The 26,741-nt window shown below is 36.6% G+C and carries 24 protein-coding genes; 12 read left to right on the forward strand and 12 right to left on the reverse strand.

Translation table 11 applies throughout. The features are described from left to right. Positions 1 to 15: 15 nt before the first annotated feature. The 4 genes from dapA (at position 16) to BW964_RS19625 (ending at position 2,856) form a co-directional block, all read left to right on the forward strand. A complete protein-coding gene (gene dapA, locus BW964_RS19610; RefSeq protein ID WP_076509813.1) occupies positions 16 to 888 on the forward strand; it encodes a 4-hydroxy-tetrahydrodipicolinate synthase in 873 nt (290 codons plus the stop codon). Positions 889 to 1,037: 149 nt separating this feature from the next. Continuing rightward, positions 1,038 to 1,541, forward strand: coding sequence for a GNAT family N-acetyltransferase (locus BW964_RS19615; RefSeq protein WP_076509815.1), 504 nt, complete (start codon positions 1,038 to 1,040; stop codon positions 1,539 to 1,541). A 294-nt stretch (positions 1,542 to 1,835) separates the two neighbouring features. Next, positions 1,836 to 2,417, forward strand: coding sequence for a helix-turn-helix domain-containing protein (locus BW964_RS19620; RefSeq protein ID WP_076509817.1), 582 nt, complete (start codon positions 1,836 to 1,838; stop codon positions 2,415 to 2,417). Further along, a complete protein-coding gene (locus BW964_RS19625; protein ID WP_076509819.1) occupies positions 2,410 to 2,856 on the forward strand; it encodes a response regulator in 447 nt (148 codons plus the stop codon). The genes BW964_RS19620 and BW964_RS19625 overlap by 8 nt, the downstream gene beginning before the upstream one ends. A gap of 601 nt (positions 2,857 to 3,457) precedes the next feature. Here the strand turns inward: BW964_RS19625 and recG are convergent. From recG to BW964_RS19665, 8 genes are all read right to left on the reverse strand, one after another. Then, complete coding sequence (recG, locus tag BW964_RS19630) at positions 3,458 to 5,542, reverse strand: ATP-dependent DNA helicase RecG (protein WP_076509821.1); 2,085 nt, start codon at positions 5,540 to 5,542, stop codon at positions 3,458 to 3,460. 119 nt (positions 5,543 to 5,661) lie between these two features. Next, positions 5,662 to 6,195 (reverse strand): thioredoxin family protein, encoded by a 534-nt coding sequence (locus tag BW964_RS19635; protein WP_076509823.1) that lies wholly within the window; start codon positions 6,193 to 6,195, stop codon positions 5,662 to 5,664. Positions 6,196 to 6,234: 39 nt separating this feature from the next. After that, complete coding sequence (locus BW964_RS19640) at positions 6,235 to 7,710, reverse strand: peptide MFS transporter (protein ID WP_076509825.1); 1,476 nt, start codon at positions 7,708 to 7,710, stop codon at positions 6,235 to 6,237. A gap of 180 nt (positions 7,711 to 7,890) precedes the next feature. Further along, a complete protein-coding gene (locus tag BW964_RS19645) occupies positions 7,891 to 8,295 on the reverse strand; it encodes a DUF1016 N-terminal domain-containing protein (protein ID WP_228431934.1) in 405 nt (134 codons plus the stop codon). A 58-nt stretch (positions 8,296 to 8,353) separates the two neighbouring features. Beyond that, positions 8,354 to 10,108, reverse strand: coding sequence for a peptide MFS transporter (locus BW964_RS19650; protein WP_076509827.1), 1,755 nt, complete (start codon positions 10,106 to 10,108; stop codon positions 8,354 to 8,356). A 132-nt stretch (positions 10,109 to 10,240) separates the two neighbouring features. Further along, positions 10,241 to 11,896 carry a peptide MFS transporter gene (locus BW964_RS19655; RefSeq protein WP_076509914.1) on the reverse strand — a complete coding sequence of 552 codons (1,656 nt, stop codon included), beginning with the start codon at positions 11,894 to 11,896 and terminating at the stop codon, positions 10,241 to 10,243. A 129-nt stretch (positions 11,897 to 12,025) separates the two neighbouring features. Beyond that, entirely contained in the window at positions 12,026 to 12,811 is a 786-nt protein-coding gene (locus BW964_RS19660) for a hypothetical protein (RefSeq protein ID WP_123911918.1), read from the reverse strand. 1 nt (position 12,812) lies between these two features. Beyond that, a complete protein-coding gene (locus BW964_RS19665; protein WP_076509831.1) occupies positions 12,813 to 14,942 on the reverse strand; it encodes a S9 family peptidase in 2,130 nt (709 codons plus the stop codon). Positions 14,943 to 15,062: 120 nt separating this feature from the next. Here BW964_RS19665 and BW964_RS19670 point away from each other — a divergent pair, with 120 nt between their 5' ends. Together BW964_RS19670 and BW964_RS19675 are read left to right on the forward strand one after the other, a co-directional pair. Beyond that, entirely contained in the window at positions 15,063 to 15,536 is a 474-nt protein-coding gene (locus tag BW964_RS19670; protein ID WP_076509834.1) for a hypothetical protein, read from the forward strand. 12 nt (positions 15,537 to 15,548) lie between these two features. Beyond that, positions 15,549 to 15,734 (forward strand): DUF6496 domain-containing protein, encoded by a 186-nt coding sequence (locus tag BW964_RS19675; RefSeq protein ID WP_076509837.1) that lies wholly within the window; start codon positions 15,549 to 15,551, stop codon positions 15,732 to 15,734. Positions 15,735 to 15,841: 107 nt separating this feature from the next. Here BW964_RS19675 and glgP read toward each other — a convergent pair whose 3' ends face one another. Beyond that, positions 15,842 to 17,497 (reverse strand): alpha-glucan family phosphorylase, encoded by a 1,656-nt coding sequence (gene glgP / locus BW964_RS19680; protein WP_076509839.1) that lies wholly within the window; start codon positions 17,495 to 17,497, stop codon positions 15,842 to 15,844. A 202-nt stretch (positions 17,498 to 17,699) separates the two neighbouring features. Between glgP and BW964_RS19685 the strand changes: the two genes are divergently transcribed. Both BW964_RS19685 and BW964_RS19690 read left to right on the forward strand, forming a co-directional pair. Continuing rightward, a complete protein-coding gene (locus tag BW964_RS19685; RefSeq protein WP_076509842.1) occupies positions 17,700 to 18,497 on the forward strand; it encodes a hypothetical protein in 798 nt (265 codons plus the stop codon). A 171-nt stretch (positions 18,498 to 18,668) separates the two neighbouring features. Beyond that, complete coding sequence (locus tag BW964_RS19690; protein WP_076509844.1) at positions 18,669 to 20,777, forward strand: T9SS type B sorting domain-containing protein; 2,109 nt, start codon at positions 18,669 to 18,671, stop codon at positions 20,775 to 20,777. 80 nt (positions 20,778 to 20,857) lie between these two features. On the opposite strand, the gene BW964_RS19695 is transcribed toward BW964_RS19690, so the two are convergent. Further along, complete coding sequence (locus BW964_RS19695; RefSeq protein ID WP_165789165.1) at positions 20,858 to 21,193, reverse strand: nuclear transport factor 2 family protein; 336 nt, start codon at positions 21,191 to 21,193, stop codon at positions 20,858 to 20,860. A gap of 82 nt (positions 21,194 to 21,275) precedes the next feature. Between BW964_RS19695 and BW964_RS19700 the strand changes: the two genes are divergently transcribed. The 3 genes from BW964_RS19700 (at position 21,276) to BW964_RS19710 (ending at position 24,850) form a co-directional block, all read left to right on the forward strand. Beyond that, positions 21,276 to 21,863 carry a DUF1572 family protein gene (locus BW964_RS19700; RefSeq protein WP_076509847.1) on the forward strand — a complete coding sequence of 196 codons (588 nt, stop codon included), beginning with the start codon at positions 21,276 to 21,278 and terminating at the stop codon, positions 21,861 to 21,863. Positions 21,864 to 21,933: 70 nt separating this feature from the next. Further along, entirely contained in the window at positions 21,934 to 23,280 is a 1,347-nt protein-coding gene (gene mtaB / locus BW964_RS19705) for a tRNA (N(6)-L-threonylcarbamoyladenosine(37)-C(2))-methylthiotransferase MtaB (RefSeq protein WP_076509849.1), read from the forward strand. 52 nt (positions 23,281 to 23,332) lie between these two features. After that, the gene (locus BW964_RS19710; protein ID WP_076509851.1) at positions 23,333 to 24,850 is read left to right on the forward strand and encodes an FMN-binding glutamate synthase family protein; all 1,518 of its coding nucleotides are present in this window, start codon (positions 23,333 to 23,335) and stop codon (positions 24,848 to 24,850) included. 73 nt (positions 24,851 to 24,923) lie between these two features. Here the strand turns inward: BW964_RS19710 and BW964_RS19715 are convergent, their stop codons facing one another. After that, complete coding sequence (locus BW964_RS19715; protein ID WP_076509853.1) at positions 24,924 to 25,673, reverse strand: hypothetical protein; 750 nt, start codon at positions 25,671 to 25,673, stop codon at positions 24,924 to 24,926. Positions 25,674 to 25,728: 55 nt separating this feature from the next. Between BW964_RS19715 and BW964_RS19720 the strand changes: the two genes are divergently transcribed. Further along, positions 25,729 to 26,166 carry an RNA-binding S4 domain-containing protein gene (locus BW964_RS19720; protein ID WP_076509855.1) on the forward strand — a complete coding sequence of 146 codons (438 nt, stop codon included), beginning with the start codon at positions 25,729 to 25,731 and terminating at the stop codon, positions 26,164 to 26,166. A gap of 13 nt (positions 26,167 to 26,179) precedes the next feature. Here the strand turns inward: BW964_RS19720 and BW964_RS19725 are convergent, their stop codons facing one another. Beyond that, positions 26,180 to 26,695: a shikimate kinase gene (locus BW964_RS19725; RefSeq protein WP_076509857.1), complete on the reverse strand. Its 516-nt coding sequence runs from the start codon at positions 26,693 to 26,695 to the stop codon at positions 26,180 to 26,182. Positions 26,696 to 26,741 lie beyond the last annotated feature (46 nt).

Raw genomic sequence — 26,741 nt, forward strand, 5'->3', positions numbered from 1 at the left:
AAATAATTCTAGCAGATGAGCATTTTAAAAGGAGTAGGTGTTGCGTTGATAACGCCCTTTAATGAAGATTTATCCGTTGATTTCGACAGTTTAACAAAACTTATTGAGTATAATATCGAAAACGGAACCAATTATTTAGTTGTTTTGGGAACTACAGCTGAAGCGGCAACGCTTTCTGATGAGGAGAAGAAACAGGTGGTTGAGCATATCATTAAGGTTAATAATAAACGTCTTCCTTTGGTTTTAGGAATTGGCGGGAATAATACTCTTGAAGTCAAGAAACAGATAGAAGAAACAGATCTTTCAGCATTTGAGGCCGTACTTTCTGTATCTCCGTACTATAACAAACCGAATCAGGAAGGGCTTTATCAGCATTATAAAATGTTGGCTTCCACCGGGAAAAATATTATTATTTATAATGTTCCGTCAAGAACAGGACAGAATGTTGAAGCTGATACGACGATCCGTCTGGCAAAGGAATTCTCGAATTTGTTCATGATTAAAGAAGCAGCACCCAATATTCTTCAATACTTCGATATTTTAAGAAAGAAACCTGAAGGATTTTCATTAGTTTCGGGAGATGATGAATACACATTGCCAGTAACTTTAGCTGGTGGAAACGGAGTGATTTCTGTGATCGGGCAAGGTTATCCAAAAGAATTTTCTACGATGGTTCAGTTGGCTTTTGATGGAAAAGTAAAAGAAGCGTATGAAATTCATAATAAATTGGTTGAAATCACAAGATTGATTTTTGCAGAAGGAAATCCATGCGGAATTAAAGTGATTTTAACGGAAAAGGGGATTATCAAAAATTATTTGAGACTTCCTTTAGTTCCTGCTTCAGAAGGTCTTTATGAGAAGATCAAAGCTGAGATGGCGAAAATTTAATAAGCAATCCATTGTGAATTTTGCTTCGCAAGTGAGCAGTTAATTTTTTGAGGTTTAAATAAAAAATTCACCATTCACCATTAACGTTTAACAGTAAAATACCAAAGGTGAAAGGTTCCGGCTTTTCACTTTTTTTAATCATAACAAGTATGAAATTAATAAAAGCAACAGAAAATGATATTCCCCTTATTCAGGATTTGGCGAGAAGATCGTGGGGAAATGCTTATGCAGATATTCTTTCTGGTGAGCAAATGGACTATATGCTTTCAAAAATGTATTCCGAAGCGGAAATCGGGAGTCATCTCAGAAATGCAGATTATCATTATTATATGATTCAGGATGAAAACAACGGTTCTTATGAAGGGTTTATTGGTTATCAGCATCATTACGAAGAGCAAACCACAAAACTTCACCGTATTTATTTAGTTCCGGAAAGCAAGGGTAAAGGCTTTGGAAAACAGGCTCTGAAATTCCTGAATGGGAAAGTATCTGAGAACGGAGATCAAAGGATTATTTTAACAGTCAATAAACATAATACGGCCCGCAACTTCTACGAATCCCAAGGATACACGGTTTATGGTGAAGGTGTTTTTGATATCGGAGGTGGTTTTGTGATGGATGATTACCTGATGGAATTCTTAATTCACAAATAAATGACTTAAAATTGTGTAACATTTAATTTTAATTCTATAACGTGTGATGTTTCTTTTTGGCTCATCTTTGTATCAGAACCAAATCACTTTCAATAATACATTCATATGCTTGGTTTTGAGCTTTTGCAGCTTTTTATCAGTATATTTTTTTCATCCTTAGTGTTTAAATTCCTGTATTCAATATGCAGGAGTTTTTTGTTTTTATACATTATGTTAAAAAAAATAACCTCTATTTCACTTTTGAATGAAATAAATTATTATATTTACTTCGAAATTTGACACACTTATATCAGGATGAAAATGTATGTAAAATTTGATTTCAATGCTCTCTGCAAGAAAGTGTTGGATGAAAAGCTAAAAGAGCATGGGCTGAAATATCGCCTGCTGAACTTTGGTGAAGTGGAATTCTACGAACCCATTACGCAGGAACAGCATAATCTTTTTAAGAAGAATCTTGGAGATTACGGCATAGAGATTATCGAAAGCCAGAAGACGGCTTTAATACAGAAAATAAAAGATGTCATTGTAGAGCTCGTTTTTTCCGAAAATACTGTTCCCGTAAAAGCATCTATTTATATTGCTGAAAAACTGAACCATAGTTATGGTTATCTTTCCAATCTTTTTTCTGAAGTAGCCTATACTTCGATAGAAAATTTTATTATTCATCAGAAAATTGAGTATGCAAAGGAGCTGATTCTAAATAATAAGCAGAGTCTTACAGAAATTGCGCACAAACTGAACTATTCCAGCGTGGCGCATTTGAGTACCCAGTTCAAAAATACGACAGGGATTACGCCTTCTCAGTTTCACAAAATCATTACCAGAAGAAGAAAGGTCCAGAGTATGACTATAAATTCTAAAATGATGTATGAATAAAGAATATTTAAATGTGATCGCAGCAGATAATGACGAGGGTAATATCATATTCTTTAAAAATATTTTCAAGGATTTAAAGATAGGAGTAAAGTCCCAATGTTTCTCAAACGGAGAGGATCTTATGGAGTATCTGACCAGTGATGGAGTGATTGTTCCGGAAGTGGTATTCATAAAATATGATATTCCTGGAAAAAATTCTATGGAGTGCCTGGATGAGATAAAAACAGATCCAGGATTGAGTAATATAATTATTGTCGTGTACACGGATCATATTTCAGAAAGTGAAATAGAAGAAATATTTGTCAATGGCGGGAATATTTTTATGAGAAAGCCGGACAGCTATGAAGGTCTGAAAAAGTCACTTACAGAAATTATCACGATAAACTGGCAGTACCATACTTCCGGACTTAATAAAGATAATTTCATCATGAAAGTATGATGGATTAAGCTTTTTTTAGCTTTCATTTCTGAAAATAAAATTTGTATTTATTACATACTATTCACAGAAAGGTGAAAATTGTATAACTAATAATTAAAATGATATAAGACAAAATCCGCATAATATCAGCAATTTTGTAAATGTAAACATTGCAACACAAATTAGCTATATAAAAAGCAATGGATGATAGAGAATAGATTATTTCATTTAGAAATCAAGATATAAGTCACAATGTTAGTTTTACAAAATGAATTATGTTTATTTCCAGCTATAAAGCATAGAAGATCTTTAAACAAAACGGTACAATCATGAAAACTTAAAAAAGTTGAAGGGTATTTATTCGTTTCATTCCCACTTCCTTCAACTTGAAACAGTTAGTTTTTATAATAAGCAAGTTGGAAAAATAATTCATTTTGTTTTTTTTAATTTATTTTAATAGTCAGGACTGAAAATTCAAATAATATATAAATATTTTCACACCAAATCACAAGATATTAAGTTCTGACTACTAGAATAAATTCTTTAAACAGACCAAAAGTAATTTCTTCTAAATAACAGTTTTATAAGGGGGCCGCGGAAAGATTTTCTTTTCGCGGTTTTTTTATGAAATTTTACTCCACTTATTTTTTCCTTTGTAGTATCTCAGGTAGTAGTTTTTGATGATCAGATTATCCGGATTAGCCAGATGTGGGTCCGTTTCAAGAATCTTATCGACTGTATTTTTTGTTGTTTTGATAATGGCAGAATCATTCACCAGATCCAGTCTTTTAAAATCTACCACTCCGCTTTGTTGCGTTCCCAAAATATCTCCGGGACCTCTCAGCTGCATATCCACTTCAGAAATTTTGAATCCATCGTTCGTTTCCGTCATCGTCTTGATGCGCGTTCTGCTCTCTTTCGACAGCTTATCTGAAGTCATAAGGATGCAGTAGCTCTGTTCTGCACCTCTTCCTACACGGCCTCTCAGCTGGTGAAGCTGTGAAAGTCCAAACCTTTCTGAACTTTCGATGACCATTACAGAAGCATTCGGTACATTCACACCTACCTCAATAACAGTAGTTGCTACCATAATTTCTGCTTTGCCTGAAGCAAAATAATTCATAGCGGCATCCTTTTCAGCAGGTTTCATTTTTCCGTGAAGCATGGTGGTATTGTAATCGGAGAATGCCGTCATTACGTGGTCAAGGCCTTCCATCAGGTTTTTATAATCCAATGTTTCGGATTCTTCAATCAGTGGATACACAAAGTACACCTGTCTTCCTTTTTTGATCTCATCCCTGCAAAAATTGTACACATAGGTTCTGTCTTTTTCTCTTCTGTGTGCCGTGATAATGGGTTTTCTTCCTACCGGCATCTCATCGATCACGGAAACGTCAAGATCAGAATAAAAACTCATGGCCAGCGTTCTTGGGATAGGAGTGGCGGTCATGACCAGAATGTGTGGAGGGATTTTATTTTTAGCCCATAATTTGGCTCTTTGTGCCACACCAAATCTGTGCTGTTCATCGATAATAGCCAGACCAAGATTTTTAAATTTCACTTTATCCTCCAGGACAGCGTGCGTTCCTACCAATATAGACAACGTTCCATTTTCAAGTTCTTCGTGGATGATCTTTCTTTCCGAGGTTTTGGAAGAGCCTGTCAGAATACGCACATTGATATCTGTGGCCTCTAAAAGATCTTTGATGCCATTATAATGCTGTTGTGCCAGAATTTCAGTAGGAGCCATCAGACAACTCTGAAAGCCGTTATCCATTGCAATCAGCATGGTAAGTAAAGCCACCATTGTTTTTCCCGATCCTACATCACCCTGTAAAAGCCTGTTCATCTGGATAGGCCTTTTCATATCCATACGAATTTCCTTTAAAACCCGTTTCTGTGCACCAGTAAGATCAAAGGGAATATGATGATTATAAAAATTATTAAAATGTTCCCCCACAATCGGGAATGGATTTCCCGGGGAATGGGTTTTATGATGAATCTTTTTCAGCGCATAGCCGAGCTGGAAAAAGAAGGATTCTTCAAACTTTAGTCGGTTATCCGCTTTTTCATAGTGCTCCATATCCTTTGGGAAATGGATATTTAAATAGGTATGCTGTCTCGATAAAAATTTAAATGCTTTTGTAAGGTATTCAGGGAAATTTTCCTCTACCAGATTGGGAATCTCTTTGCATATATTTCTTAAAACAACCTGAAAAAATCTTTGATTCAATCCTCTCTTCGTTAATTTTTCAGAGCTTGGATAGATCGGTTTCAAGCGGTTTTCGCCTTCTTTTTTTTCTTCCACTTCTATCTCAGGATGGGGCATGGAAAACTGACGGTTAAAAACATTGATTTTCCCGAAAATATAAACTTCACGGTTAATCGGCAGCTGTTCTTTCAGCCATTTCGAATATTGAAACCACACCAGATCCATGGTTCCGGTATCATCATTGAATTTTGCCGAAAGCCTTTTCGTTTTTCCTGTTTGAATCTCCTGTACCTGTGTAATTCTTCCTTTAAGCTGTATTTCAATACTGCTTTCCTCAAGCTGGGAAATTTTAAATATTTTACTTTTATCCAGGTAACGGATAGGGTAGAAATTCAGAAGATCATCAACGGTTGAAAGGCCCAACACACTTTTGATGAGTTTGGCTCTGTCCGGACCGATTCCTTTCACATATTCTATGGATGTTTCTAGCGTCATTTTAAAAATGAGGCCTAATTTCGGGAAAATAGCCTGAAGATTAAAATTTTTTAGTGAAAATATTGGCCATTTATATCAAAAAAAAGCGGCTTTCTATGTATGAAAGCCGCTGTATGGTTTTAATCCTTGATGCTAGATTTGAATTTCTTCTGATAATCTTCCCACTGATCCCTTGTACGGATTTTTTTAAAGAGATCTTTTGAGATAAATTCTAAGTAAGGTTCCAGTTCTTTAGCAGACAATTCTCCCTGAAGAATGGTGATAGGACCTCCTTTTTCGTCCAGAAATACAGTACTGGGAACAGCTCCTACATTCATGTACTGAGTAAATTCATGCAAAGAATTTTTTCCCTTTTTATGTTCTTTATTATCATTGGAAAATGTTCTTCCGAAAACTTCAATAGAATTTTTCTCTTCCGCATTAAACTTGACTGGATAATAATTTTCATTTAAAATCTGAGCAATTACAGCATGGCCATAAGTGTTTTTATCCATGATCTTACATGGCCCACACCAGTCAGCATAAAAATCGACCAGGATTTTTTTTGGATTTTCTTTTTGGGCTTTTAAAGCTTCCTCTATGGTCATCCATTTTACCTGGGCAAAACTAAAATTGATTAAAAGTAGAAGGATTATGCTTATAATTTTTTTCATATTTGATATTTAAGTAAAAATAAGCATAATCTGCTTACCCTATTTTACATCTTGCATTAATTTTCTTACAAACGAGGATAGCAAAATTAATACCACACCGGCAATTAATGCGTAGATTCCCAGAGTTTTGTATCCATCTGTGTAAGCGATAAGTTTGCTCATATTGGTATTTCCTGTGTTTGCTTCAGAAAAACTGGCTCCAATTTTTCCAGCAGCAAACTGTCCGAATGCACTGGCTAAGAACCACAAGCCCATCATCATACCAAACATTTTTTTAGGAGACAATTTTGTAATAATAGACATTCCGATAGGCCCTAAACACAATTCACCGAAGGTGATCACCAGCCATGTAAAAGTAAATAAATTAAGTGAAGACTTCCCATCAGCACCGGCAAAATATCTTAAACTATAAAACAGAAAAAATCCTCCTGCCAGAAATAAAAATCCAATTCCAAATTTATTAATAGTATTAGGTTCAAGCTTCCTTTTATTTAATGCAACCCAGGCTAAACCGATAAGCGGGCTAAAAATGATGATAAAAAAGGAATTGGCACTGTTGTTAATAATATTAGGGTCCATACCAAAGCCTAAAAGGGTGTGAACCAAATTGTCTTTTGCAAATAAAGACAGTGATCCTCCGCTTTGTTCGTAAATAGAATTAAACAGGAAGTACATGAAGATAAATATAAATGCTGCAATAAGTTTCTTCTGGTATGCAGACGTCTGCTTAAGCGTTTCAAATATAAAATAACCTACAGCTGCAATACCTATCATATACATGAAATAATCTGTATAATCTGTATTTTTTACCATGATGAAAATAAGCGGCATACTTAATAGTGCCCCAATATAAACCAATACTTCCCGTAAAGTTCTTTTAGACTGGGGAAGAATTTGTAATGGCGAATCACCAATAGGTCCCAATGATTTTTTTGTAGCAAAAAAAGTAATTAATCCTAAAAGCATTACGATGGCCGCTGCTAAGAAACACCATGACCAAGAATGATATTTTCCCAGATAAACACAAAGGGCTCCTCCCAAAAGTCCTCCAATATTAATTCCTGCATAAAAAAGGCCATATCCTGCATCTCTTCTGGGATCGTCTTCCTTGTAGAGTTCTCCTACCATAGAAGAAATATTGGGTTTGAAAAATCCGGTACCAATAATGGAGCAGGTAATCCCAAAGTAAAAGAAGTCATGCGGAGAAAAAGCAATGATCAGATTTCCGACAGTCATAATAAGTCCTCCGAAAACCAAAGATTTTTTGAATCCCAGGATTTTATCAGCAAAGATTCCACCTATAAATGTAAAAGCATAAATAAAAGCCTGTATAGCTCCATATTGTAAATTCGCTTTGTCTTCTAACAGACCTAGTTGATCAACCATAAAAATGGTAAGAACACCTCGCATTCCGTAAAAACAGAAACGTTCCCACATTTCTACTGTGAACAACGTCCAAAGCTGCTTTGGATATTTTCCTTTAAAATTTTGTATTTCTTCAAGAGTTAAGCTCATAATTGTATATGATTGATTTTATTAGGGTTGTTTATTATTGTTTTGATCCAGTTCAAAACGGATTCTGTCCTGGTCGATGATTTCTTTTAGTTCCTCTTTTTTAGGAAGGTAGTCAAGTGTTTGCTGGTAACGGTATTGTTTTTCATTCAGTAAGAATTATTTTACGAAGATTCCCTGTTTTTAAGTTTGTAACATTCCCGTTGTTTTGTCCGGCTTTATTGTGAAAATAGCTTTTTTTGATTGTATCATCCTGGCGGAAAGTAATCTGTAATGAGACCAGCTCAATTGTAGAGACAATGTGTCAACAATTGGGAAAATTGTGTAGAATTTTCGCATATTGGAAAGGTTGGGGTAATCAAAGCCTTTTCCAAATTCCAGAGAAAGTTTTTTAGAAAGATTTTTTAACGTTTGCTTTCCGTATTCAGCACGTTCCTTTCCCTGCTGTTCATCTTCTGCGATCAGTTTTCCGATCTGCCAGTAAGCGAACAGTAAAGTAGAATTCGCGATCCGAAATACTTTTTCGTGCGACTGTCTAATGATTTCCTTTACGGATTGAAATAAAGAATCTTCGGAAATTTCCATCATACGAAAATAAAAAAAACCTCCGACTTAGCAGAGGTTTTATTGTATTTTGTTGATGCGGTTATTTTACACCGTGCATCATTTTCTTTAAGATGGGAGAAAGTAACGCCAAAATTATAGATGCGATACCACAAAGTACTACGAATACCATAAAGAATTCAAATAGATTGTGAATCTCAAATCCTGCAAAGGTAGGGTTGTGCAATGGTAACTGAGCTTTTTCAAAGGCTACCGCCTGATCTGCCGTTAATGTTACTTTTTTATCTAAAACATCCTGAAGATCAACTCCTATTTCTTTTGCTTTGGTGAATTTGTCACCTGTAGCCGGAATAAGAGCTCCCAATGAACCTGCCAAAGCATAACCTGCAGCATTGGAAATAAAGAATACACCATATAGTAAAGAGGCAAATCTTTTAGGGGCAAGTTTACCTACCAATGATAAACCAATTGGAGATAAACAAAGTTCACCACAAGTCTGAATGAAGTAAAGTAACATTAACCATTTGATGGCTAATAAACCTGTGTTTCCAAGATCTTTTACGTTGTGTGCAATAATGAAATAAGAAAGAGCAATCAATGCTAATCCCATCGCCTGCTTGAAAGGAGATACGGGCTCTCTTCCTTTTGTTCTTAATTTATCCCAAGTTAAACTGAATGGAACTGCTAACAGAACGACAAAGATTCCGTTGAAGATCTGAACCATTGAAGGAGGCATATTCCATCCGAAAATGCTTCTGTCAGTCTGGTTATCCGCGATAAATGTTAATGATGATCCTGCCTGCTCGAAAGCTGCCCAGAAGAATATGATAAAGAAGGATACGATATAAATTACCCAGATTCTTTGTCTTTCAATCTTGTTTTCTGCGGAACTCATGATAAGGAAGGCTAAGGAAATACCAGCCGCATAGATGAAAGGATAAATAATTCCTTTGATCATTTGACCCATTTCTACCGCATTAAATCCGAATTCTCCTACCAGAAGATATCTGAAAGCAAAGAATAAAACAACAAATAAAAACCCTGTAATCCCTAAAGATGTTCCTGAGAATTTGGCTGTCTGAGTTTCACCTTCTTCAAAATCTTCACTTGTATTGTTCTTTGGTAACCCACCGATAGGTCTTCCTTCCGGAGTTACTACATACTTATTTTTAAGGATGAAGAATGTTACCGTTCCAATCACCATAGCAATGGAAGCCGCCAAGAATCCCCATTTGAAAGCAAAAATATCTCTTACTCCTGTAGCTGCATCTTTCACGTCTCCTACATACGGGCAGATAAACTGTCCAAGGAATGCTCCGATGTTGATCCCCATATAGAAAATGGTGAATGCTGAATCTAATTTAGATTTCTCCTGCTTAGGATAAAGGCTTCCCACCATTGAGGAAATATTAGGCTTGAAAAATCCATTACCGAAAATGATAACGAATAAAGCCAGCCACATGATCATTTTTGAACTGCCAAGATCAGCAGAAAAAGTAGAGGCACTGATAAATAGCAGGAACTGGCCGATAGCCATTAAAGATCCACCGATTAAGATAGCGTTTCTGTTTCCGATATACTTATCTGCAATGAATCCTCCCAAAAGAGGCGTTAAATAACATAAAGCTAAAAATCCACCGTAAATGATTGCCGCATCAGCCTCTTTTATTAATAAGGAATTTACCATAAAGAGCGTCAAAAGGGCTCTCATCCCATAAAAGTTGAAACGCTCCCACATTTCTGTTCCGAAAAGAACCCACAATCCCTTTGGATGCCTTGAATTCTTATTCTCTACAAATTCATCCGGTTTCGGACTTAATGCTTCAATATTATCCATTCTATTGTTAATTTTTGTTAAGACTGACAAATATAGTTTTTTTTGAGTTTTTGGCAAGGTTTTAATTTTATATTTAAATAAAAAAGCTGCAGAGTGATTCTGCAGCTTGATATTCTTTATGATAAACAGGGATTAGTGCCCTTTTTCCTTCATGATCTTGTTTAATCTTTTTAACATAGACAGCCCTAAAAGTGTCGCAAATATTAACAGAGCGAAGTTCACCAGGAAGTAATTCATTTTGTTGTCGTAATTGTACCAGGTACTCGCCAGAATTCCTGAAAGTTTATTTCCTACCGAGTTGGCCAGGAAGAAACCTCCCATCATCAACGCGGTAATTCTCGCCGGTGAAAGCTTGGAAACAAAAGAAAGCCCCATAGGAGAGAGGCATAGCTCCCCGACAGTAATGACTCCGTAACCGGCAACCAGCCATAGTGGAGATACTTTTACGGCCCCGTTGTCTCCGGCCATAACAGCAAGAACCATGACCAGACAGGATAACCCGGAGATAAATAGTCCCAATACAATTTTTGTAGGAGTTAAAGGTTCTTTTCCTTTCCTTCTCAATAAAGCCCAGAACCCTACGACCAGCGGAGTAAGGGCAATCACCCAGAATGGATTGATAGACTGAAATAATTCTGTGTTGTATAAATAGACTTTAGATTCCGGATTTCTTTCTAGAGCTGCACGCTGCTCAGGAGAAATATTTCTGAAGTAGATATCTTTTCCGGTTTCCTTAATGCTTTTACCATCCTTGTCTTTTTGAGATTGGAACTGCGCGTCATAGACAGGAACTTCCTTGTCTTCATAGCTTTTTCCCTCTACCATATAGATGTCTTCAAGAGGTTTTTCCAAAGAAGCAGGAACACTTCTGTCCGTGTAATAATTGGCCCATCTTGTAAGTGCCGTACCATTTTGTTTGAAAACTGCCCAGAAGAACATGCTGATCAGGAATACCGAAAGGAGAGCTCCGATGGACGGTTTTTCTTCCGGTTTGGCTTTAAAGTAAAGCGAAGCATAAAAGTAAATAACAGGAACACAGGCAAAAATAAAGGCATCCGTACTGTCGCTTCCGAAAATATTGCCCGGAATAAACCATCCTATCGCTCCCACTGCAATCGCAGGAACAAAAACTTTAATTAGAATTTCAGAAAGTTTAGTGTCACCTTCCTCTACAGGTTTCATCTGTGCAGCATGGATGTAGTGTTTTCTTCCAATAGTAAAAATCACCATTCCGATCAGCATTCCTACTCCGGCCGTGATGAAAGCTTCACCCCATCCGAATTTATTACGCATGAAAGCAGCAATAATATTACAAATAAAGGCTCCGATATTAATTCCCATGTAGAAAATATTGTATCCTGAGTCTTTATTGGCTTTATAAGGTTCTTCAGAATATAGGTTACCTAGTAATGTAGAAATGGTGGGTTTGAAGAAACCATTTCCAATGATGATCAGGGCTAAAGAACCGTAGAAAAGAGGAAGTTCTTTGAAGACGCCCATTCCTATGTATCCTGCGGCCATTAAAATTCCGCCCAGATAAATAGATTTGATATATCCTAAAACCCTGTCAGCCAAAAATCCTCCAAGGAATGGCGTTAAATAGGTCAAAGCGATGTAGGTTCCGAAAATATCATCAGCGGTTTTGTCCGGAAGTCCAAGTCCTCCTTTTAGTCCGGTGGGCTCAATGACATAAAGAACAAAGATTCCAAGAATCAGATAGTACCCAAAACGCTCCCACATTTCTGTGAAAAAGAGAAAGGGCAGGCCTTTAGGATGTTTAGTCTTCATATATTCAAATTTCAAATTTCCCAAAAATAAGTTTTTAATTTCAATTGATAAAATAAATAATACTCTGAGAAATGATTAATGAAATAAATAAAAATCCCTTTCAGAATTGGGAAGGGATGATCTATTCGTTTATTTATAAATTTGAGGAGGAGGCACGGGAGCCTGTTCATTTCTTCTCAGCTTCTCGGCTTTTGAAAGTCCGTTGATCAGTTTTTCAAGATCTTCCTTTTTTTTTGCAAAGAAATGACTGTAGGTATATGCAGAAACATAACAATAGCCATAACTCGTCTGAAAATAATTGTCCATGAAATCAAAATGTCCATCATCCAGTTTTTTTGAATAATTGATATGGAACATCGGTAAACCATTCACCGTTCTATATTCAGTCTTCTTTAAAGTCGAAATATTGGGTGTATTCAAAACAGATCCTATCGCTTCATTTTTAATCGCTTCAATATTTTCTTTTTTTGAATTGATACAATAGAAATATCCATATAGTTTTGAATCGTCTGAGCTTACAAAATGATATTCAGAAAATCGGAGATTGTCGCTTTCGTAAGCGTCCCATTTTTTCTTATCAAAATAAACACCGCCATCAGCACGTTCGCTGCTTACCAATGAGTCTGCAGAGGGTGATTTTGTAATGAGTTGCTTATTGACAGGAATGTTTTTAAATGCCTCACGATCTTTACTGTTGGCGTAGGTCCAGGTTTTATCTTTATACAAAATAAGATGGGCACCATTTTCTGTTATTGCTGTTATCTGGGCAAGGTGAAATTCATCATTGATTTTTCTGATTTCCCAATTTCCTTCCGAAAAAACAGCAACCTCCATTTTCTCCTTTGTTATTGCCAATGCCTGCGAATCTGCAAAAGAATAGCACATGAGCATTGGCAAAACAAATAGATATTTCATATTACAGATTCTCAATAATAAAATCCGTCATTTTCTGATACAGTTGCGGTCTTGTCTGGCCACCATGAATCCCGTGGTTTTTATCAGGATACGCCATGAAATCAAACTGTTTTTTGTTCTGGATCAACGCTTCAGAGAATTCCATAGAATTCTGGAAATGTACGTTGTCATCGGCTGTTCCGTGGATTAGAAGAAACTTACCTTTCAGCAAGCTGGCATATTCCGTCGGAGAGTTTTTATCGTAGCCATCAGGGTTTTCCTGCGGTGTTCTCATGAATCTTTCTGTGTATACGGAATCATAATATCTCCAGTTGGTCACCGGTGCTACAGCGATTCCTGCCTTGAACACATCGGCTCCTTTGGTCATTGCCAGACTGGTCATATATCCACCGAAACTCCATCCGAACATTCCGATTCTAGTTTTGTCAATATAAGACTGACTTCCGAACCATTTTGCAGCCGTGATCTGATCTTCAATCTCGTATTTTCCTAAATTCATATAGGTCACTTTTTTGAACTTAGTTCCTTTATAGCCGGTTCCACGACCATCTACACACGCAACAATGTAGCCTTTCTGTGCTAAATGATTAAACCATAAAGTGTTTCCAGTGTCCCAAGAGTTAGCAACCTGTTGTGATCCCGGTCCGGAGTATTGGAACATAAATAAAGGATATTTCTTTTTGGGATCAAAGTTCTTAGGCTTTATGATCCATGCATTCATCTGATCACCTGCACCGTTTGGAATGGTGATGAATTCTTTCTCTGAAAAGTTATCAGCCTTTAATTTCTGAAGCTGATCATTATTGTTCTGAAGTTCTTTTACCGTTTTCCCATTTCCGTCTTTTAATACATACGTGTATGGTTTTGAAGCAGTGGAAGATGTTTCGATGAAATAGTTGTAATTTTTGCTGAAGTTGGCGGAATTGTTTCCTTCCGCATTAGAGATCAACTGAGATTTTCCGTTTTCAATATTGACTTTGGAAACCACTTTATTGATGCTTCCTTTTTCAGTGGTTTGAACGTAAACTTCTTTAGATTTTGGATTAAATCCATAAAAATCGGTTACCTCCCAGTTTCCTTTTGTAATCTGTTTTTTAAGCTTTCCATCCTTATCGTACCAATACAGATGGCGGTTTCCATCTCTTTCGGAAGCCCAAAGGAAAGAATCATCCTCAAGGAATTCAAGAGTAGGGCTGTCTGTATCAATCCATTTTTCATCTGTTTCAGTGAATAATTTCTGAACCGATCCGGTTTTGGTATTGACTTTCAAAATATCAGACGCATTCTGAATTCTTTCGGAAGTAACCAAAACAATTTCATCCGGCTTAGCGGTCTGAATAACGTTGGGGATATAATAGTTTTTAAAAGAACTCAGATTGAGCGGTATTGTTTTTCCGGAATCAAGACGGTATAGTTGAGCAGAAACGATAGAATTTTTCTCTCCTGCTTTAGGATATTTGTAACGCATTTCAGCCGGATACAGATTTTTTCCATAGATAGGAATATAGATCTCCGGAACCTGGCTTTCATCAGATTTTACAAATACTACTGCATCCGAGTTTTTGGTCCACTCAAACTGTCTTGCATGCCCGAATTCCTCTTCATATACCCAATCTGCAAGTCCGTTGATAATAGAATTTTTCTTTCCATCATTTGTCATCTGAATAATTTTTCCAGAGTTTAAATCCTGATAGAATAAATTGTTATCTGCAATAAATGCTACTTTGGTAGCATCAGGAGAAAATCTAGGCTCTTGAACTGGATTTCCATCATTTAAACTGATTGTTTTTCCGGATTTCAGATCTTTTACATCAAATTTTCCAAGGAAAGAATGTCTGTAGATGGGTTGGCTCTCTTTTAAAAGAAGAATTTTTGACTCATCATCAGAGAATTCGTAACTCTCAAACTTACCTTCAACAATATTTCCGTCTTTTTGTGAAGTTTTATAAGAATACCTGGCAATTCCCGTAGGTTCTATCACCAGATAATTCTCTCCGTTTTTCATGGATGCAATACCCGCGATGCTTTTGCCACGGTAATATCCCGAATATATTTTATCTAAAGTGATTTCCTGTGCAGATACATTATGGAATGCAGCAGCCACAGTAAGAGTTAAGAGTATTTTTTTCATTTCTAATTTTAATGGATCTCAAAGATAATAATTTTATTAAATGCATAAAAAACCTTTTTTAATACAGGTTTTGGCAAAAAAATTGAATGTATTACAGTACAATCAAATTAAATAATAATTATGGAAACGAATGCATACAACCAGAAACTGAACCGCTATGTTTTGGCAGATCAGATCGTCTATACCGGATTTTCCAGCTTTAAGGATGCAGAAGAATGTGCAAACAAAAAAGGAGGAACTTTAGTGGAAGTAGGTTTTAAAGATGGAAATGATAACCCGCAGATTACCAATGAAGCAGGGTTGATTGAAAAAAAACTTCATTATTATGTATATGCTGGTGAAGAATATAAATTTATCCATTCATCTGATCCCGGTTTTAGAAAATATGCGGATGAACTTCAGAAAATAAAAGCCAATAAAGATAAGACGAGCCCGGATGAGAGGTATCTGGCCAGTTTTGAAATTGAAAATACAGAAGACCCGATCGTAGTGATCAAAAATGACCATTTTGAATCGGTGACTTCAAGAGAACGCTCAAAATATTTGAAGCACGCTGAAGTTTATGAACTAGGGGTGTCTGTCCCAAAATCTTAAAAAAAATATACCATGAGCAAGACTAAATATTCAGATAAAGCTCAGAACAAAATAGGGGAGGTCCTGCACGAATTCAAGGAAGGGAAGCTGAAATCCTCTTCAGGAGAAAAAGTGACCAGCAGAAAACAGGCTATTGCCATCGGAATTTCCGAAGCGAAAGACAAAGGTTTACGGGTACCCAAGAAGAAAAAAGAGTAATCCACAAAAAGACCGTGAAAATATTTTCACGGTCTTTTTATTGTAAAGTAATCAACCGGCCCTGATGGATGAGGCTGGAAATTTCATTAACCTTATTGGTTTTTCACTTATTTATATACTATTTTATAATACTCATCTGCCATTCTATCACTGTTAAAGTGTTCTTGAACATCATTCATAGCATTATACTGAATCTTTCTCCATTGGTCCGGATGGTCGTAGTAGGTAGGGAGAATTTTATTTTCAAGGATTTCGTACAGCTGATTCAGGTCGTAGGTATCTTGTTCATAGATGCTCATATTGAGATAGTCAGCTTTCGGAACGACAAATGAATTTTCTCCCGGTTTTGCAAATTCAGGAATCCAGCCGTCATCGGTAGAAAGGTTGACAGAGCCATTCATCGCTGCAGTCATTCCGGAGGTTCCGGATGCTTCTCTTGGTACCCTTGGATTGTTAAGCCATAGATCGGAGCCCTGTTTCATTGATTTACTTAAAGAAAGTTCATAGCCTGTAAGGACTGCCATATTTTTATGATTCTTACTTTCTTCCACCAATGTGTTAAAGGTAGAAATTGCGGAATAGTCCATAGGATAAGGTTTCCCAGACCAAATGATCTGTACCGGATATTTTGGATTATTCAGTAATCTGTAGAATCTTTCTTTATCGTGCAGCAATAAGTCTGCACGTTTGTAGCCTGCAAATCTTCTGGCCCAAACAATGGTAAAAATGTTAGGATTAAATAAATTTCCTGTCTGATCTGCAACGATTGTGAAAAGCCTTTTCTTTAAATGCTTTTTACGGTAATCAAAAACGGTTTCATCATTTTCATCTTTAGCATTATAAAGAGGTTTGTCTGCCCAGTATTTAAATTCCTGAGCATTGGTAATCGAGGTGATTTCGCATATCCCCGGATATTTGCTCCACATCGCTCTGGAAACCACGCCATGCAGTTTCGAAACACCATTGGCTATTCTCGCCATTTTCAAAGCACATAAGGAGTGATTGAAACGGTCGTCATCCGCCCCTTCAATGCTTTTCACATCCTGCATACTGAATCCGGAAAAATAGGACATGTCATAGCAGAGCTTAAGATTATGTTTTTCATTTCCAGCCTCTTCCGGAGTATGGGTTGTGAAAACCAGTTTTTCTTTTACCCTGTTCAGATCTCCGTTGTACTTTTTCAAAAGATAGAATGCTGCGGGAAGTCCGTGAGCTTCATTCAGGTGATAAACATCTCTTTCAGTGTTCATTTCATCCAGCAATTTAGCACCTCCTTTTCCTAATAAGATATATTGAGCCAGTTTTGTAGATTCATTGGCATCATATAATTTATGACAGATGGTTTTGGATACATGATCATTTTCAGGAACATCCGTAGAAAGGAAAAACATAGGTGCTGTATTGAAAATTTCAGGATCTAGGTACCATACTTTCACCCATACCGGTGCACTATGAATCTCAATCTGGAATTTTATGCCGGTATCTTCAAGAAAGCTGTACATTTTTTTGGTCCACACAGGCTGAAGAGTCTGATCATGATTCCTGACCTGATCATAATAGCCAAACTTCCATAAAATACCGATCCCGATAAGATCTTGTTTTAGGTTGTAAGCACTTCTCATATGAGATCCTGCGAGGAATCCCAAGCCTCCCGAATATATTTTCAAAACCTGTTCAATGGCAAATTCCATTGAAAAATAGGCGGTTTTTTTAGAATATTGTGGATTGATGCTGTAAGGTATTTTAAAATTTTTAAAATCCATAAATCACAGTTTTATTGTTAAAGCTCTAAAGGTATCGATTATGAAAATAAACTTTACATTAATTATTTGATAAATTCATTTAAAAATATCTTATGAATAGTTTTTTTACCTACCTTTAATAGGTAAATTTTTGAAAATCAAAAACTTCTAACGGTGAGAACCATTATGGCATGTGTTCTTTGGTCACATAAAAAAATCACCCATGAAAAAGACATTTTCTGATGAAGATTTAATAAAGAATCTCAGCCTATACTATATGAATCGGCATTTGAAAAAAAAGCCGATGGAAAAATATCACCGTAAAATAGACGAATCTCTTCTTCATGACCGTGAAAAATATAGAAAAAAATCAGAGATTCTACTCCTCAATTCTTTTATGCATCATTTTCCCGATGTCAAATTTGAAGACCTTACCTGCGAAAGTCCTGACTTTATCGCCAAACTCAACGACAAAAAGATCGGAATAGAGCTCACCGAAGTTATTAATCATCTTGAAATGAAAAAGGTAGAAAGTACATTGAATAAGATGTTCCGTCAGGCAGAAATATTATTAGAACAGGAAGACACCGCGAAATACCGTGGTGTTTATTTTTTAGAATTTCACCCAAATATCAAATTTGACAATATTGAAGAACAAGAAGAAAATATCATCAGCATTTATAAAAGCATCAGAAAGAACAAGGCGGTAGGCTGTGTAAAGGGAATCAGGAAATCTTTTCACCGAAGAAATGTTTTTATTACTCATGAGTACAGCATGAATCTTTTTGATGAGCTTTGTTCAGAAAAAATCCTGGACCTTATTGATAAAAAAAACGAGAAGTTCCCATATTACGATACTTCTGTTGATGAGTGCTGGCTGGTCATTGTTTCCGATATGAATTCCATTGCCTCCAGATATACATTTATTCAGGATAAAGAGCATCTGCAGGAAGTGAAGAGCCCTTTTCATAAGATCTTTCACCTCGAAAATCTCTGTGGAAATATTACAAGTATAAAATAGTTGGATTTTATTGGGTAATATCATAATTATTTCATGTTTTTATTTGAAATAATTTAAGATTTTTAAAAATCCATTGTTTGTGATTAAAATATAGGTATATTTGATGAATGTGTTATGAATCAATAAAAACTATGTGTTTTTCACATTATATCCACTAAAAACAATATATCTATGAAAAAACTTTTACTTCTTATTTTTTTCGGTATATCACAGGTTTTCTTTGCTCAGGCGGATTGTGCAACAGCCCTTGCAGTCTGTGGTAACTCGAATATTACTTACAGTCCGACAGGATATGGAGATATCAAAGAACTGGTTAATTCAGGAAGCTGTATCGATGCCACGGGTGAGCACAATTCCATTTGGTATAAAATTACAATTGCTACAGGAGGAACCCTTACCTTTGATCTGGTGCCGAATAATCCGGATGCCGACTATGACTGGGCGGTTTTTGGACCTAATGTAACCTGTGGGAGTCTGGGAGCACCCATACGCTGCAATGCTGCAACCGTTATTGGAGTGGGGCCCTCTACAGGACTGAATATGACCAGTACCATCACCAATGCACTGGGTGGAACACTGACTCCGTATTGTAAGTATCTGGATGTTCTGCCGGGACAAACTTATTATTTATTTATTGACAACTGGGTGAGTAGCACCAGCAGTACTACAGCTCCATTTTCTTTAACCTGGGGCGGAACGGCAACTCTGGCTTCTCCGTTTACAGATCCCAATACACAACCCTATCCATTTAACCCTCCGGGGATTCCAGCCGCTAATCCGGCAGATCCTAGAGAAGTAATTATTTGTGTCAATCCGGCTGTATTTGATTTCAATACTTTATCTTCAGGAATTCTAAATGGAAATCCTAATTTTAATGTAAGCTATCATACAAGTCAGAACGATGCACTGACAGGAAGTAATGCGATTACTGTTCCCACGATAGTCAATACAACTTCTGTCTACTATTATAGTATAGGCTATACAGATCCTGCCAACCCAATCAGTCCACTCAATAAATGTAAACAAATTGGAACCTTTAAATTCAAGGATGGCAAAATCACAGCAAAAAATGCGACATTAACTCAGTGCAACAACAATAATGCAGGAACTGCAATATATGATCTGACCACAGCAGATGTCATCGCAGATCCAAATGTGACCAAAAAATACTACAATACGCTTTCTGATCTCAATGCAGGAATTAATGAAATCACCAATCCGTCAGCATTTACTTCTGCGGAAGCTACCATTTATGTAAAAGTGATTTCCTCATTTGGGTGTACTGCTATAGCGCAGATCATGCTGAAATTTCATCCGGTCGTTGTCGTTAGTGATACAACATTAAGATCATGTTCTATCGGAAGTAGTCCGTCTACAGCATCTTTTAATCTGGCCGGAGCGATCGTCACTACACTCAATGGTGCTGTGAAAAAATATTATCCTTCAGCCACAGATGCAGCGAATCAGACTAATGAAATTTTAACAACCGGAGCCTATATTGCCCCTAGTGGAGTAGTTTATGTAAGAGTTTCCAATGCACAAGGTTGTTTTAATATCGCTAAAATTACTTTAGTTGTTATTCCACCCGTTTATTCCAGCACCCTTAAAGATAAAACGATTTGTGTAGAAGACAAAACTACCCTGGATGCAGGACCTGGCTTCAATGCTTATGAATGGAGTACAGGAGCAACCACTCAGACTATTACCAATGTAGGAGTAGGTAGTTATTGGGTAAAACTTAAAACAGGAGATTGTACCGTTGTACAAAATGTAAAAGTTTATCCTTCCGAACAGCCTGTAGTTTCAAGTATCGAAATTTCAAGCACGACCGTTACGGTATTTGTGATCGGAGGTACTCCAGCTTACAAATACTCTATGGACAATGTAAACTGGCAGGACTCCAATATATTCACTAACGTTAAAAGAGGAGATGCTACTATATTTGTAAAAGATTCTTATGACTGTGATCCTATCGATATCAGCATAGTGGTTCCGAACCTCGTGAATGTAATCACACCAAATGGTGATGGTTATAATGATTTTATTGATTATTCTGCACTGGCAAATAAGAAAAACTTAGTAATGAATATTTTCGACCGCTATGGAAATATGATCTACCAGATCGATAAATTTAGCGGTTACAAGTGGGAAGGAACCAGCAAAGGCGGAGCTAAAGTCCCTACCGGAAACTACTGGTATTCCGTAGGCTGGAATGAAAATGATAAAATGAGTACACCCATCAAATATTCAGGTTGGATTGTCGTTAAAAACAGAGATTAAGCTTTTAATAATAAACTATTCAGATAAAACCATTTCGTAAGAAGTGGTTTTATTTTGATTTTTATTGAAGATTGAAATCCTTAATTAAAAGCTTTTGTATCTTTAAAATAATCAGAAAGGTAAATGATTTGTCCCTCTTCGGAAAAATGAACTACCGTACAGATATTGTTCTCATAGACGCCTTTATTGATCATAGTCCCGTAAGACGTAGTCTGATAAAAATATTTCTGATTACCCAAAGGGAAAATTTCAAAAACCTTCCACTCAATTCTATCATACCGTCTGAAAATCGCTCTGAACAAAGCTAAAATTCTATTCTTACCTGAAATTTCTTTTGAAGGAGGAATCCAAATAGTACTTTCGTCTGTGAACCATTTTTCAAGATGTTCAATATTCAATGAATTAAGGTCTTTCATGAAGTCACTGATCTTACACAACATATCGGAGTTTGTCTATATATACGGAAAAAATCTTAACTTGGATTTTATTTTAAACACCATGAAAGATCTTTTTATTAAACGTTTTAAGTACTACAAATCTCTCGGAGATCAATCATTCGGACAGCTTTCTGATGAACAAATCTTTTGGCAGTATAATGATGAAAGTAATTCCATTGCCATAATTGTGAAACATATCGCCGGAAATATGCTTTCAAGATGGACCCATTTTTTGACAGAAGATGGAGAAAAACCTTGGCGGAACCGTGACGATGAATTTGTCAATACCTTTAAAACAAAGCAGGAAGTTATTGAATATTGGGAAACAGGCTGGAAATGCCTTTTCGAAGGTCTTGATCAGATTAATGATGAAAATTTATACCACACTGTTTATTTAAGAGGCGAAGCACATTTGGTTATTGATGCAGTCTGTCGCCAGCTTGCGCATTATCCATATCATATAGGACAGATCGTTTATATTGCGAAAATGATGAAAAATGATCACTGGAAAACACTTTCCATTGAAAGAAATAAGTCTCAGGAGTTTAATAATGAAATGAAAGATAAGTTCTCCAATGGAGATGTACATTCCAACTCATCACCGATATGCTTTCAAAACAGCCCTGAAATAAGGGATGAATATAAATAATAGACTGAATCGATTTAGAATTATTATTAAAATTACTATCTTTGCACCCAGAAAAATCAGGAGTAATAAAATGTCTACTTTTCACGGAACAGCCGCATTTCATACACTTGGCTGCAAATTAAATTTTGCGGAAACATCTACTATTGCCCGTCAATTGACAGATGCAGGTTATGATAAAGTAAGTTTTGATGATAAAGCAGATGTATATGTGATCAATACCTGTTCTGTAACTGAAAACGCTGACCGTGAGTGTAAACTCCACGTGAAGAGAGCAATGAAGGCTAATCCTGAAGGACTGGTTGTTATTGTAGGATGTTATGCACAGCTGAAACCTGAAGAAATTTCACAGATCGATGGAGTAGACCTTGTTTTGGGAGCCAAAGAAAAATTCAATATCTTAAGTTATCTGGATGATCTGGAAAAGACGGAAAATGAAGGGATTGTTCATTCATGCGAAATTGAAGAAACCGATTTTTTTATCGGAAGCTATTCAATCGGTGACAGAACCAGAGCTTTTCTGAAAGTACAGGACGGATGCGACTACAAATGTACCTACTGTACCATTCCATTGGCAAGAGGGATTTCACGCTCAGATACCATCGAAAACGTTCTTAGAAATGCCAAAGAAATTGCCGGAAGAGACATCAAAGAAATTGTTCTTACTGGTGTGAATATCGGAGATTATGGCAAAGGAGAATTCGGAAACAAAAGACATGAACATACTTTCCTGGATTTAATTTCAGAGCTTGATCAAGTAGACGGTATCGAGAGAATACGTATTTCTTCCATTGAACCGAATCTGTTGAAAGACGAAAGTATTGACCTCGTTTCAAAAAGTAAAAGTTTTGTTCCTCATTTTCATATTCCGTTACAGTCGGGATGCGATGATCTGTTGAAAAAAATGAAGCGTCGTTACCTTACAAAACTTTATAACGACCGTGTAAATAAGATCCGCGAGGTAATGCCTGATGCGGCTATTGGTGTAGACGTTATTGTAGGATTTCCGGGTGAAACAGAAGAGAAATTCATGGAGACTTATAACTTCCTGAATGCGCTTCCTATCACTTACCTACACGTATTTACTTATTCTGAAAGAGAAAATACAGAAGCTGCGGATATGGAAGGTGTCGTACCTATCCCGGAAAGAAAAAAACGAAATAAAATGCTCAGAATTCTTTCTGAAAAGAAGAAAATGGCATTTTATCAGACCCAGCTTGGAAAAACGCTTCCTGTACTTTGGGAGCACGAAAATAAAGACGGCAAAATGTTTGGTTTCACGGAAAACTATGTGAGAGTCCAGAAAGATTTTGATCCCGCATTCGTTAATCAGATTGAATTTCTAAATTTAGAAAAAATCCTGTCAGATGGCACGGTTTCTGTGCTATCATCATTCGAAAGTTTTTTAGCAAAAGCGTAGTCTCTTTGCAAAATTTCCACTAAATTTATTTTAACTTTAAATAACTACATTCATGAGAGATAAGTTTTTATCTTGGGGAATTGTATTAGTAACTGCTACATGGATTGTTGCATTACTGATCAGAGCGCATTACTGGATACCCATTCTGTTGTCCGCCATCTATGCATTGGGGGTTTACAATGCCTATCAGTCGAAACACGCTATTTTGAGGAATTTCCCGGTATTGGGCTACTTCAGATACTTTTTCGAGAGTATTTCACCCGAAATGCAGCAGTATTTCATTGAAAGAGAGACAGACGGGAAGCCGTTTCCCAGAAATCAGCGCTCCGCGGTATATAGACGAGCCAAAAACTTAAGTGACACCGTTGCTTTTGGAACACAGTTAGAAGTTAATCACAGAAAATATGAGGGGATCAAGCATTCCATTTATGCAAAATCGCCTGTAGAAGAGCTACCGAGAGTTTGGGTAGGAGGAGAGCAGTGTACCCAGCCTTACCATGCTTCTCTGTTCAATATTTCGGCCATGAGTTTTGGTGCGTTGAGCGACAGGGCACAAATGTCTTTAAACAGAGGGGCTAAAAAAGGAAACTTCTACCATAATACAGGTGAGGGGGGGATTTCTCCTTATCATATGGAAGGTGGAGATCTTTGCTGGCAAATTGGAACAGGATATTTTGGATGTCGTGACGAAGAAGGGAAATTTAACCCCGAACTCTTTGAAAAGTACGCTACCCTCCCAAATGTAAAGATGATTGAAATTAAGCTGTCTCAGGGTGCAAAGCCAGGACATGGAGGTGTTCTTCCAGGGGTAAAGAATACACCTGAGATTGCAAAGATCCGTCATGTCACCCCGGGAATGACTGTCATTTCACCACCCTCTCATAGTTCATTTTCTGATGCTTCAGGGTTGCTTAGATTTGTACAGCAGCTGAGAGAACTTTCAGGAGGTAAACCCGTTGGTTTTAAGCTTTGTATAGGGGATACCAAAGAATTTGAAGATATCTGTGTACAGATGAATGTGATGAAAATCTATCCGGATTTTATTACGATAGATGGAGCAGAAGGAGGGACCGGAGCAGCACCACCGGAATTTTCAGATGGAGTGGGGATGCCATTGGAGCCGGCTCTTATTTTTGTGAATAGAACACTTAATAATTATAATTTAAGAAGCAAATTAAGAGTTATTGCGAGTGGAAAAGTACTGACAAGTTTAGATATTCTGAGAGCGGTAGCGATGGGAGCGGATATGTGTAATAATGCAAGAGGATTTATGTTTTCACTGGGATGTATTCAGGCTTTAAGATGTAACAATAACAATTGTCCTACTGGAGTTGCCACTCAGGACAAAATGCTTGTCAAAGGGCTTGATGTTACTGATAAAAGTGAAAGAGTATATCATTTCCATAAAAATACATTGCATACCTGTAATGAGCTGATTGCAGCTGCAGGAAGAAGTTCTTACGAAGAAGTAGATGCTACTATGTTTATGAGAGGAGATGAGTTTGATCATCTTGCAGATCTTTATTTTCCGGATATTTTAGGGAATGTAAAACAGAAAGCAAGATATTAGTAAAGTGTAAGAAAATATAAAAACCGCCTTAATTTTAAGGCGGTTTTTATATTGGTATAAAATATCTTTTAACTTATTGTTGGTCCACAGGTCTGTCGGCTCTTCCATACACCTGGAAATTGAAAACAAAAGAATAATTTCTTAAAGAATAAGAAGTGTTGTAAGGGAAATGTGCATCTCTCGCAAAAGCAGCTCTTGATGGCACTAAAATAACACCTTGAAGATTGTAAGGACTTCCACTTGGAAGATTGTTAAAGGCTTTGAATTTCTGAATAGCTTCTTGGAACCCTTCAATTTCATAGTAGCTTGGTTGCTTGGCAGCATCTGTAGTGGCAGCGGTTAACACGCTTTTTTTAACATAATAGAACATCGGATCAATCATAGGAAGTGCACTTCCATTAATTGTATTAACAATAGTCAGTGAAGAAATGAAAGAAACATTTCCATCGGTGTTACCTGCTAAATAAGCAGTAGATTTAACCATTAGCGTAAGAATATCTTCTGGTTTAATGGTCTGCGCTTGATCAGCAGGGGGTTGTGCTCCATCTCTCATAATGTATATAGTTCCTGATGGAAGCGTTTCATACGGAAGGTCGGATAATTTTTTTTCGTTATCATCACTTGCGTCCGTTGCGCTGAAAGCTTTTATATTTCCCTGAGCATCCAGATAATTTTCGCCCATAAACTTCTTAATGGCCTGATCATCATAGTTGTTTTGAACGGCAATGTCTTCCGGTTCTTTATAAGTTTCAACTTCATCATCTTTTTTACACGCAGTAAAAGATAGAGACCCCGCAAGGATATATAAAAATATTTTTTTCATTTCAAAAAACTTTAATTACTTTACAAATAATATAACGGCAAAAGTATAAAAAATTATGAGAATAGATAAATTTTTATGGTGCATTCGTTTTTATAAGACGAGAAGTATTGCAACAGAGGAAATTAAAAAGAACAGAGTTTCAATAGGAACGTCTGCCGTAAAGTCATCTAAGGAGGTAAAAGAAGGAGATGTAATCAAGATTCGAAAAAATCAGATCGACTATAAAATAAAAGTGCTCCAGATCCCTAAAAGCAGATTAGGAGCGAAGCTCGTTCCCCTCCATATACAGGATGTGACAGATAAAGAGCAGTACGAACTGTTAAAGCTCCGCAAAATGTCACAGGATTATTACAGAATTAAAGGAGAGGGCAGACCTACCAAAAGAGACAGAAGAGATATGGATGAATATGTAGGAAATGATATTGCCTCAGACTTTACAGACTGGGATGATTTCTTTGGCGAAACGGCAGACATTACTGAAAAAGAAGATTAAAACTAAAAAAGCTCTAGAGATAGAGCTTTTCTATTATTTCTTTAACAATGTCTTCAGGATCTCTGGCATCAGTATTGACGCTGAACTGAGCTTTGCTGTAAAATGCATTTCTTTCAAATAAATGCTTGGCTATAAATTCAGGAAGATTTTCATCTGAAATAGCGGCAATCAACGGCCTTTTTTCTTTTTGCTTTGAAATCCTCTCGTATAAAGTACCTACCGAGGCTTTTAAAAATATGCTTTTAGAACCGTGATTGATAATTTCCATATTATTATAATAAACCGGAGTACCACCACCAAGGCTTAAAACCGTATTTTCTTCCGAAGCCAGTATTTCTTCCAGAGCTTCCCTTTCCAGCTTTCTAAAATGAATTTCTCCCTTTTTTTCGAAAATCTCAGGAATGGTTAATTTATTTCGGCTAGAAATCTCTTTATCTAGGTCAATTAGCCTAAAATTTATTTTATCGCTTAATATTTTGGAAATGTGAGATTTGCCAGATCCCATGTATCCGATCAGTGAAATAACCATGAATTTTTTTTAAACAAATTTGCAAAAAAGTTTTGAGATAAAGAAA

The organism is Chryseobacterium shigense (assembly GCF_900156575.1).
Classification (GTDB): domain Bacteria; phylum Bacteroidota; class Bacteroidia; order Flavobacteriales; family Weeksellaceae; genus Chryseobacterium; species Chryseobacterium shigense.

What these genes read in the sequence shown, in the direction of transcription:
- dapA (WP_076509813.1), top strand. Translation starts at nt 16, where the DNA reads ATGAGCATTTTAAAAGGAGTAGGTGTTGCGTTGATAACGCCCTTTAAT.
- BW964_RS19615 (WP_076509815.1), top strand. Translation starts at nt 1,038, where the DNA reads ATGAAATTAATAAAAGCAACAGAAAATGATATTCCCCTTATTCAGGAT.
- BW964_RS19620 (WP_076509817.1), top strand. Translation starts at nt 1,836, where the DNA reads ATGAAAATGTATGTAAAATTTGATTTCAATGCTCTCTGCAAGAAAGTG.
- BW964_RS19625 (WP_076509819.1), top strand. Translation starts at nt 2,410, where the DNA reads ATGAATAAAGAATATTTAAATGTGATCGCAGCAGATAATGACGAGGGT.
- recG (WP_076509821.1), bottom strand. Translation starts at nt 5,542, where the DNA reads ATGACGCTAGAAACATCCATAGAATATGTGAAAGGAATCGGTCCGGAC.
- BW964_RS19635 (WP_076509823.1), bottom strand. Translation starts at nt 6,195, where the DNA reads ATGAAAAAAATTATAAGCATAATCCTTCTACTTTTAATCAATTTTAGT.
- BW964_RS19640 (WP_076509825.1), bottom strand. Translation starts at nt 7,710, where the DNA reads ATGAGCTTAACTCTTGAAGAAATACAAAATTTTAAAGGAAAATATCCA.
- BW964_RS19645 (WP_228431934.1), bottom strand. Translation starts at nt 8,295, where the DNA reads ATGATGGAAATTTCCGAAGATTCTTTATTTCAATCCGTAAAGGAAATC.
- BW964_RS19650 (WP_076509827.1), bottom strand. Translation starts at nt 10,108, where the DNA reads ATGGATAATATTGAAGCATTAAGTCCGAAACCGGATGAATTTGTAGAG.
- BW964_RS19655 (WP_076509914.1), bottom strand. Translation starts at nt 11,896, where the DNA reads ATGAAGACTAAACATCCTAAAGGCCTGCCCTTTCTCTTTTTCACAGAA.
- BW964_RS19660 (WP_123911918.1), bottom strand. Translation starts at nt 12,811, where the DNA reads ATGAAATATCTATTTGTTTTGCCAATGCTCATGTGCTATTCTTTTGCA.
- BW964_RS19665 (WP_076509831.1), bottom strand. Translation starts at nt 14,942, where the DNA reads ATGAAAAAAATACTCTTAACTCTTACTGTGGCTGCTGCATTCCATAAT.
- BW964_RS19670 (WP_076509834.1), top strand. Translation starts at nt 15,063, where the DNA reads ATGGAAACGAATGCATACAACCAGAAACTGAACCGCTATGTTTTGGCA.
- BW964_RS19675 (WP_076509837.1), top strand. Translation starts at nt 15,549, where the DNA reads ATGAGCAAGACTAAATATTCAGATAAAGCTCAGAACAAAATAGGGGAG.
- glgP (WP_076509839.1), bottom strand. Translation starts at nt 17,497, where the DNA reads ATGGATTTTAAAAATTTTAAAATACCTTACAGCATCAATCCACAATAT.
- BW964_RS19685 (WP_076509842.1), top strand. Translation starts at nt 17,700, where the DNA reads ATGAAAAAGACATTTTCTGATGAAGATTTAATAAAGAATCTCAGCCTA.
- BW964_RS19690 (WP_076509844.1), top strand. Translation starts at nt 18,669, where the DNA reads ATGAAAAAACTTTTACTTCTTATTTTTTTCGGTATATCACAGGTTTTC.
- BW964_RS19695 (WP_165789165.1), bottom strand. Translation starts at nt 21,193, where the DNA reads ATGAAAGACCTTAATTCATTGAATATTGAACATCTTGAAAAATGGTTC.
- BW964_RS19700 (WP_076509847.1), top strand. Translation starts at nt 21,276, where the DNA reads ATGAAAGATCTTTTTATTAAACGTTTTAAGTACTACAAATCTCTCGGA.
- mtaB (WP_076509849.1), top strand. Translation starts at nt 21,934, where the DNA reads ATGTCTACTTTTCACGGAACAGCCGCATTTCATACACTTGGCTGCAAA.
- BW964_RS19710 (WP_076509851.1), top strand. Translation starts at nt 23,333, where the DNA reads ATGAGAGATAAGTTTTTATCTTGGGGAATTGTATTAGTAACTGCTACA.
- BW964_RS19715 (WP_076509853.1), bottom strand. Translation starts at nt 25,673, where the DNA reads ATGAAAAAAATATTTTTATATATCCTTGCGGGGTCTCTATCTTTTACT.
- BW964_RS19720 (WP_076509855.1), top strand. Translation starts at nt 25,729, where the DNA reads ATGAGAATAGATAAATTTTTATGGTGCATTCGTTTTTATAAGACGAGA.
- BW964_RS19725 (WP_076509857.1), bottom strand. Translation starts at nt 26,695, where the DNA reads ATGGTTATTTCACTGATCGGATACATGGGATCTGGCAAATCTCACATT.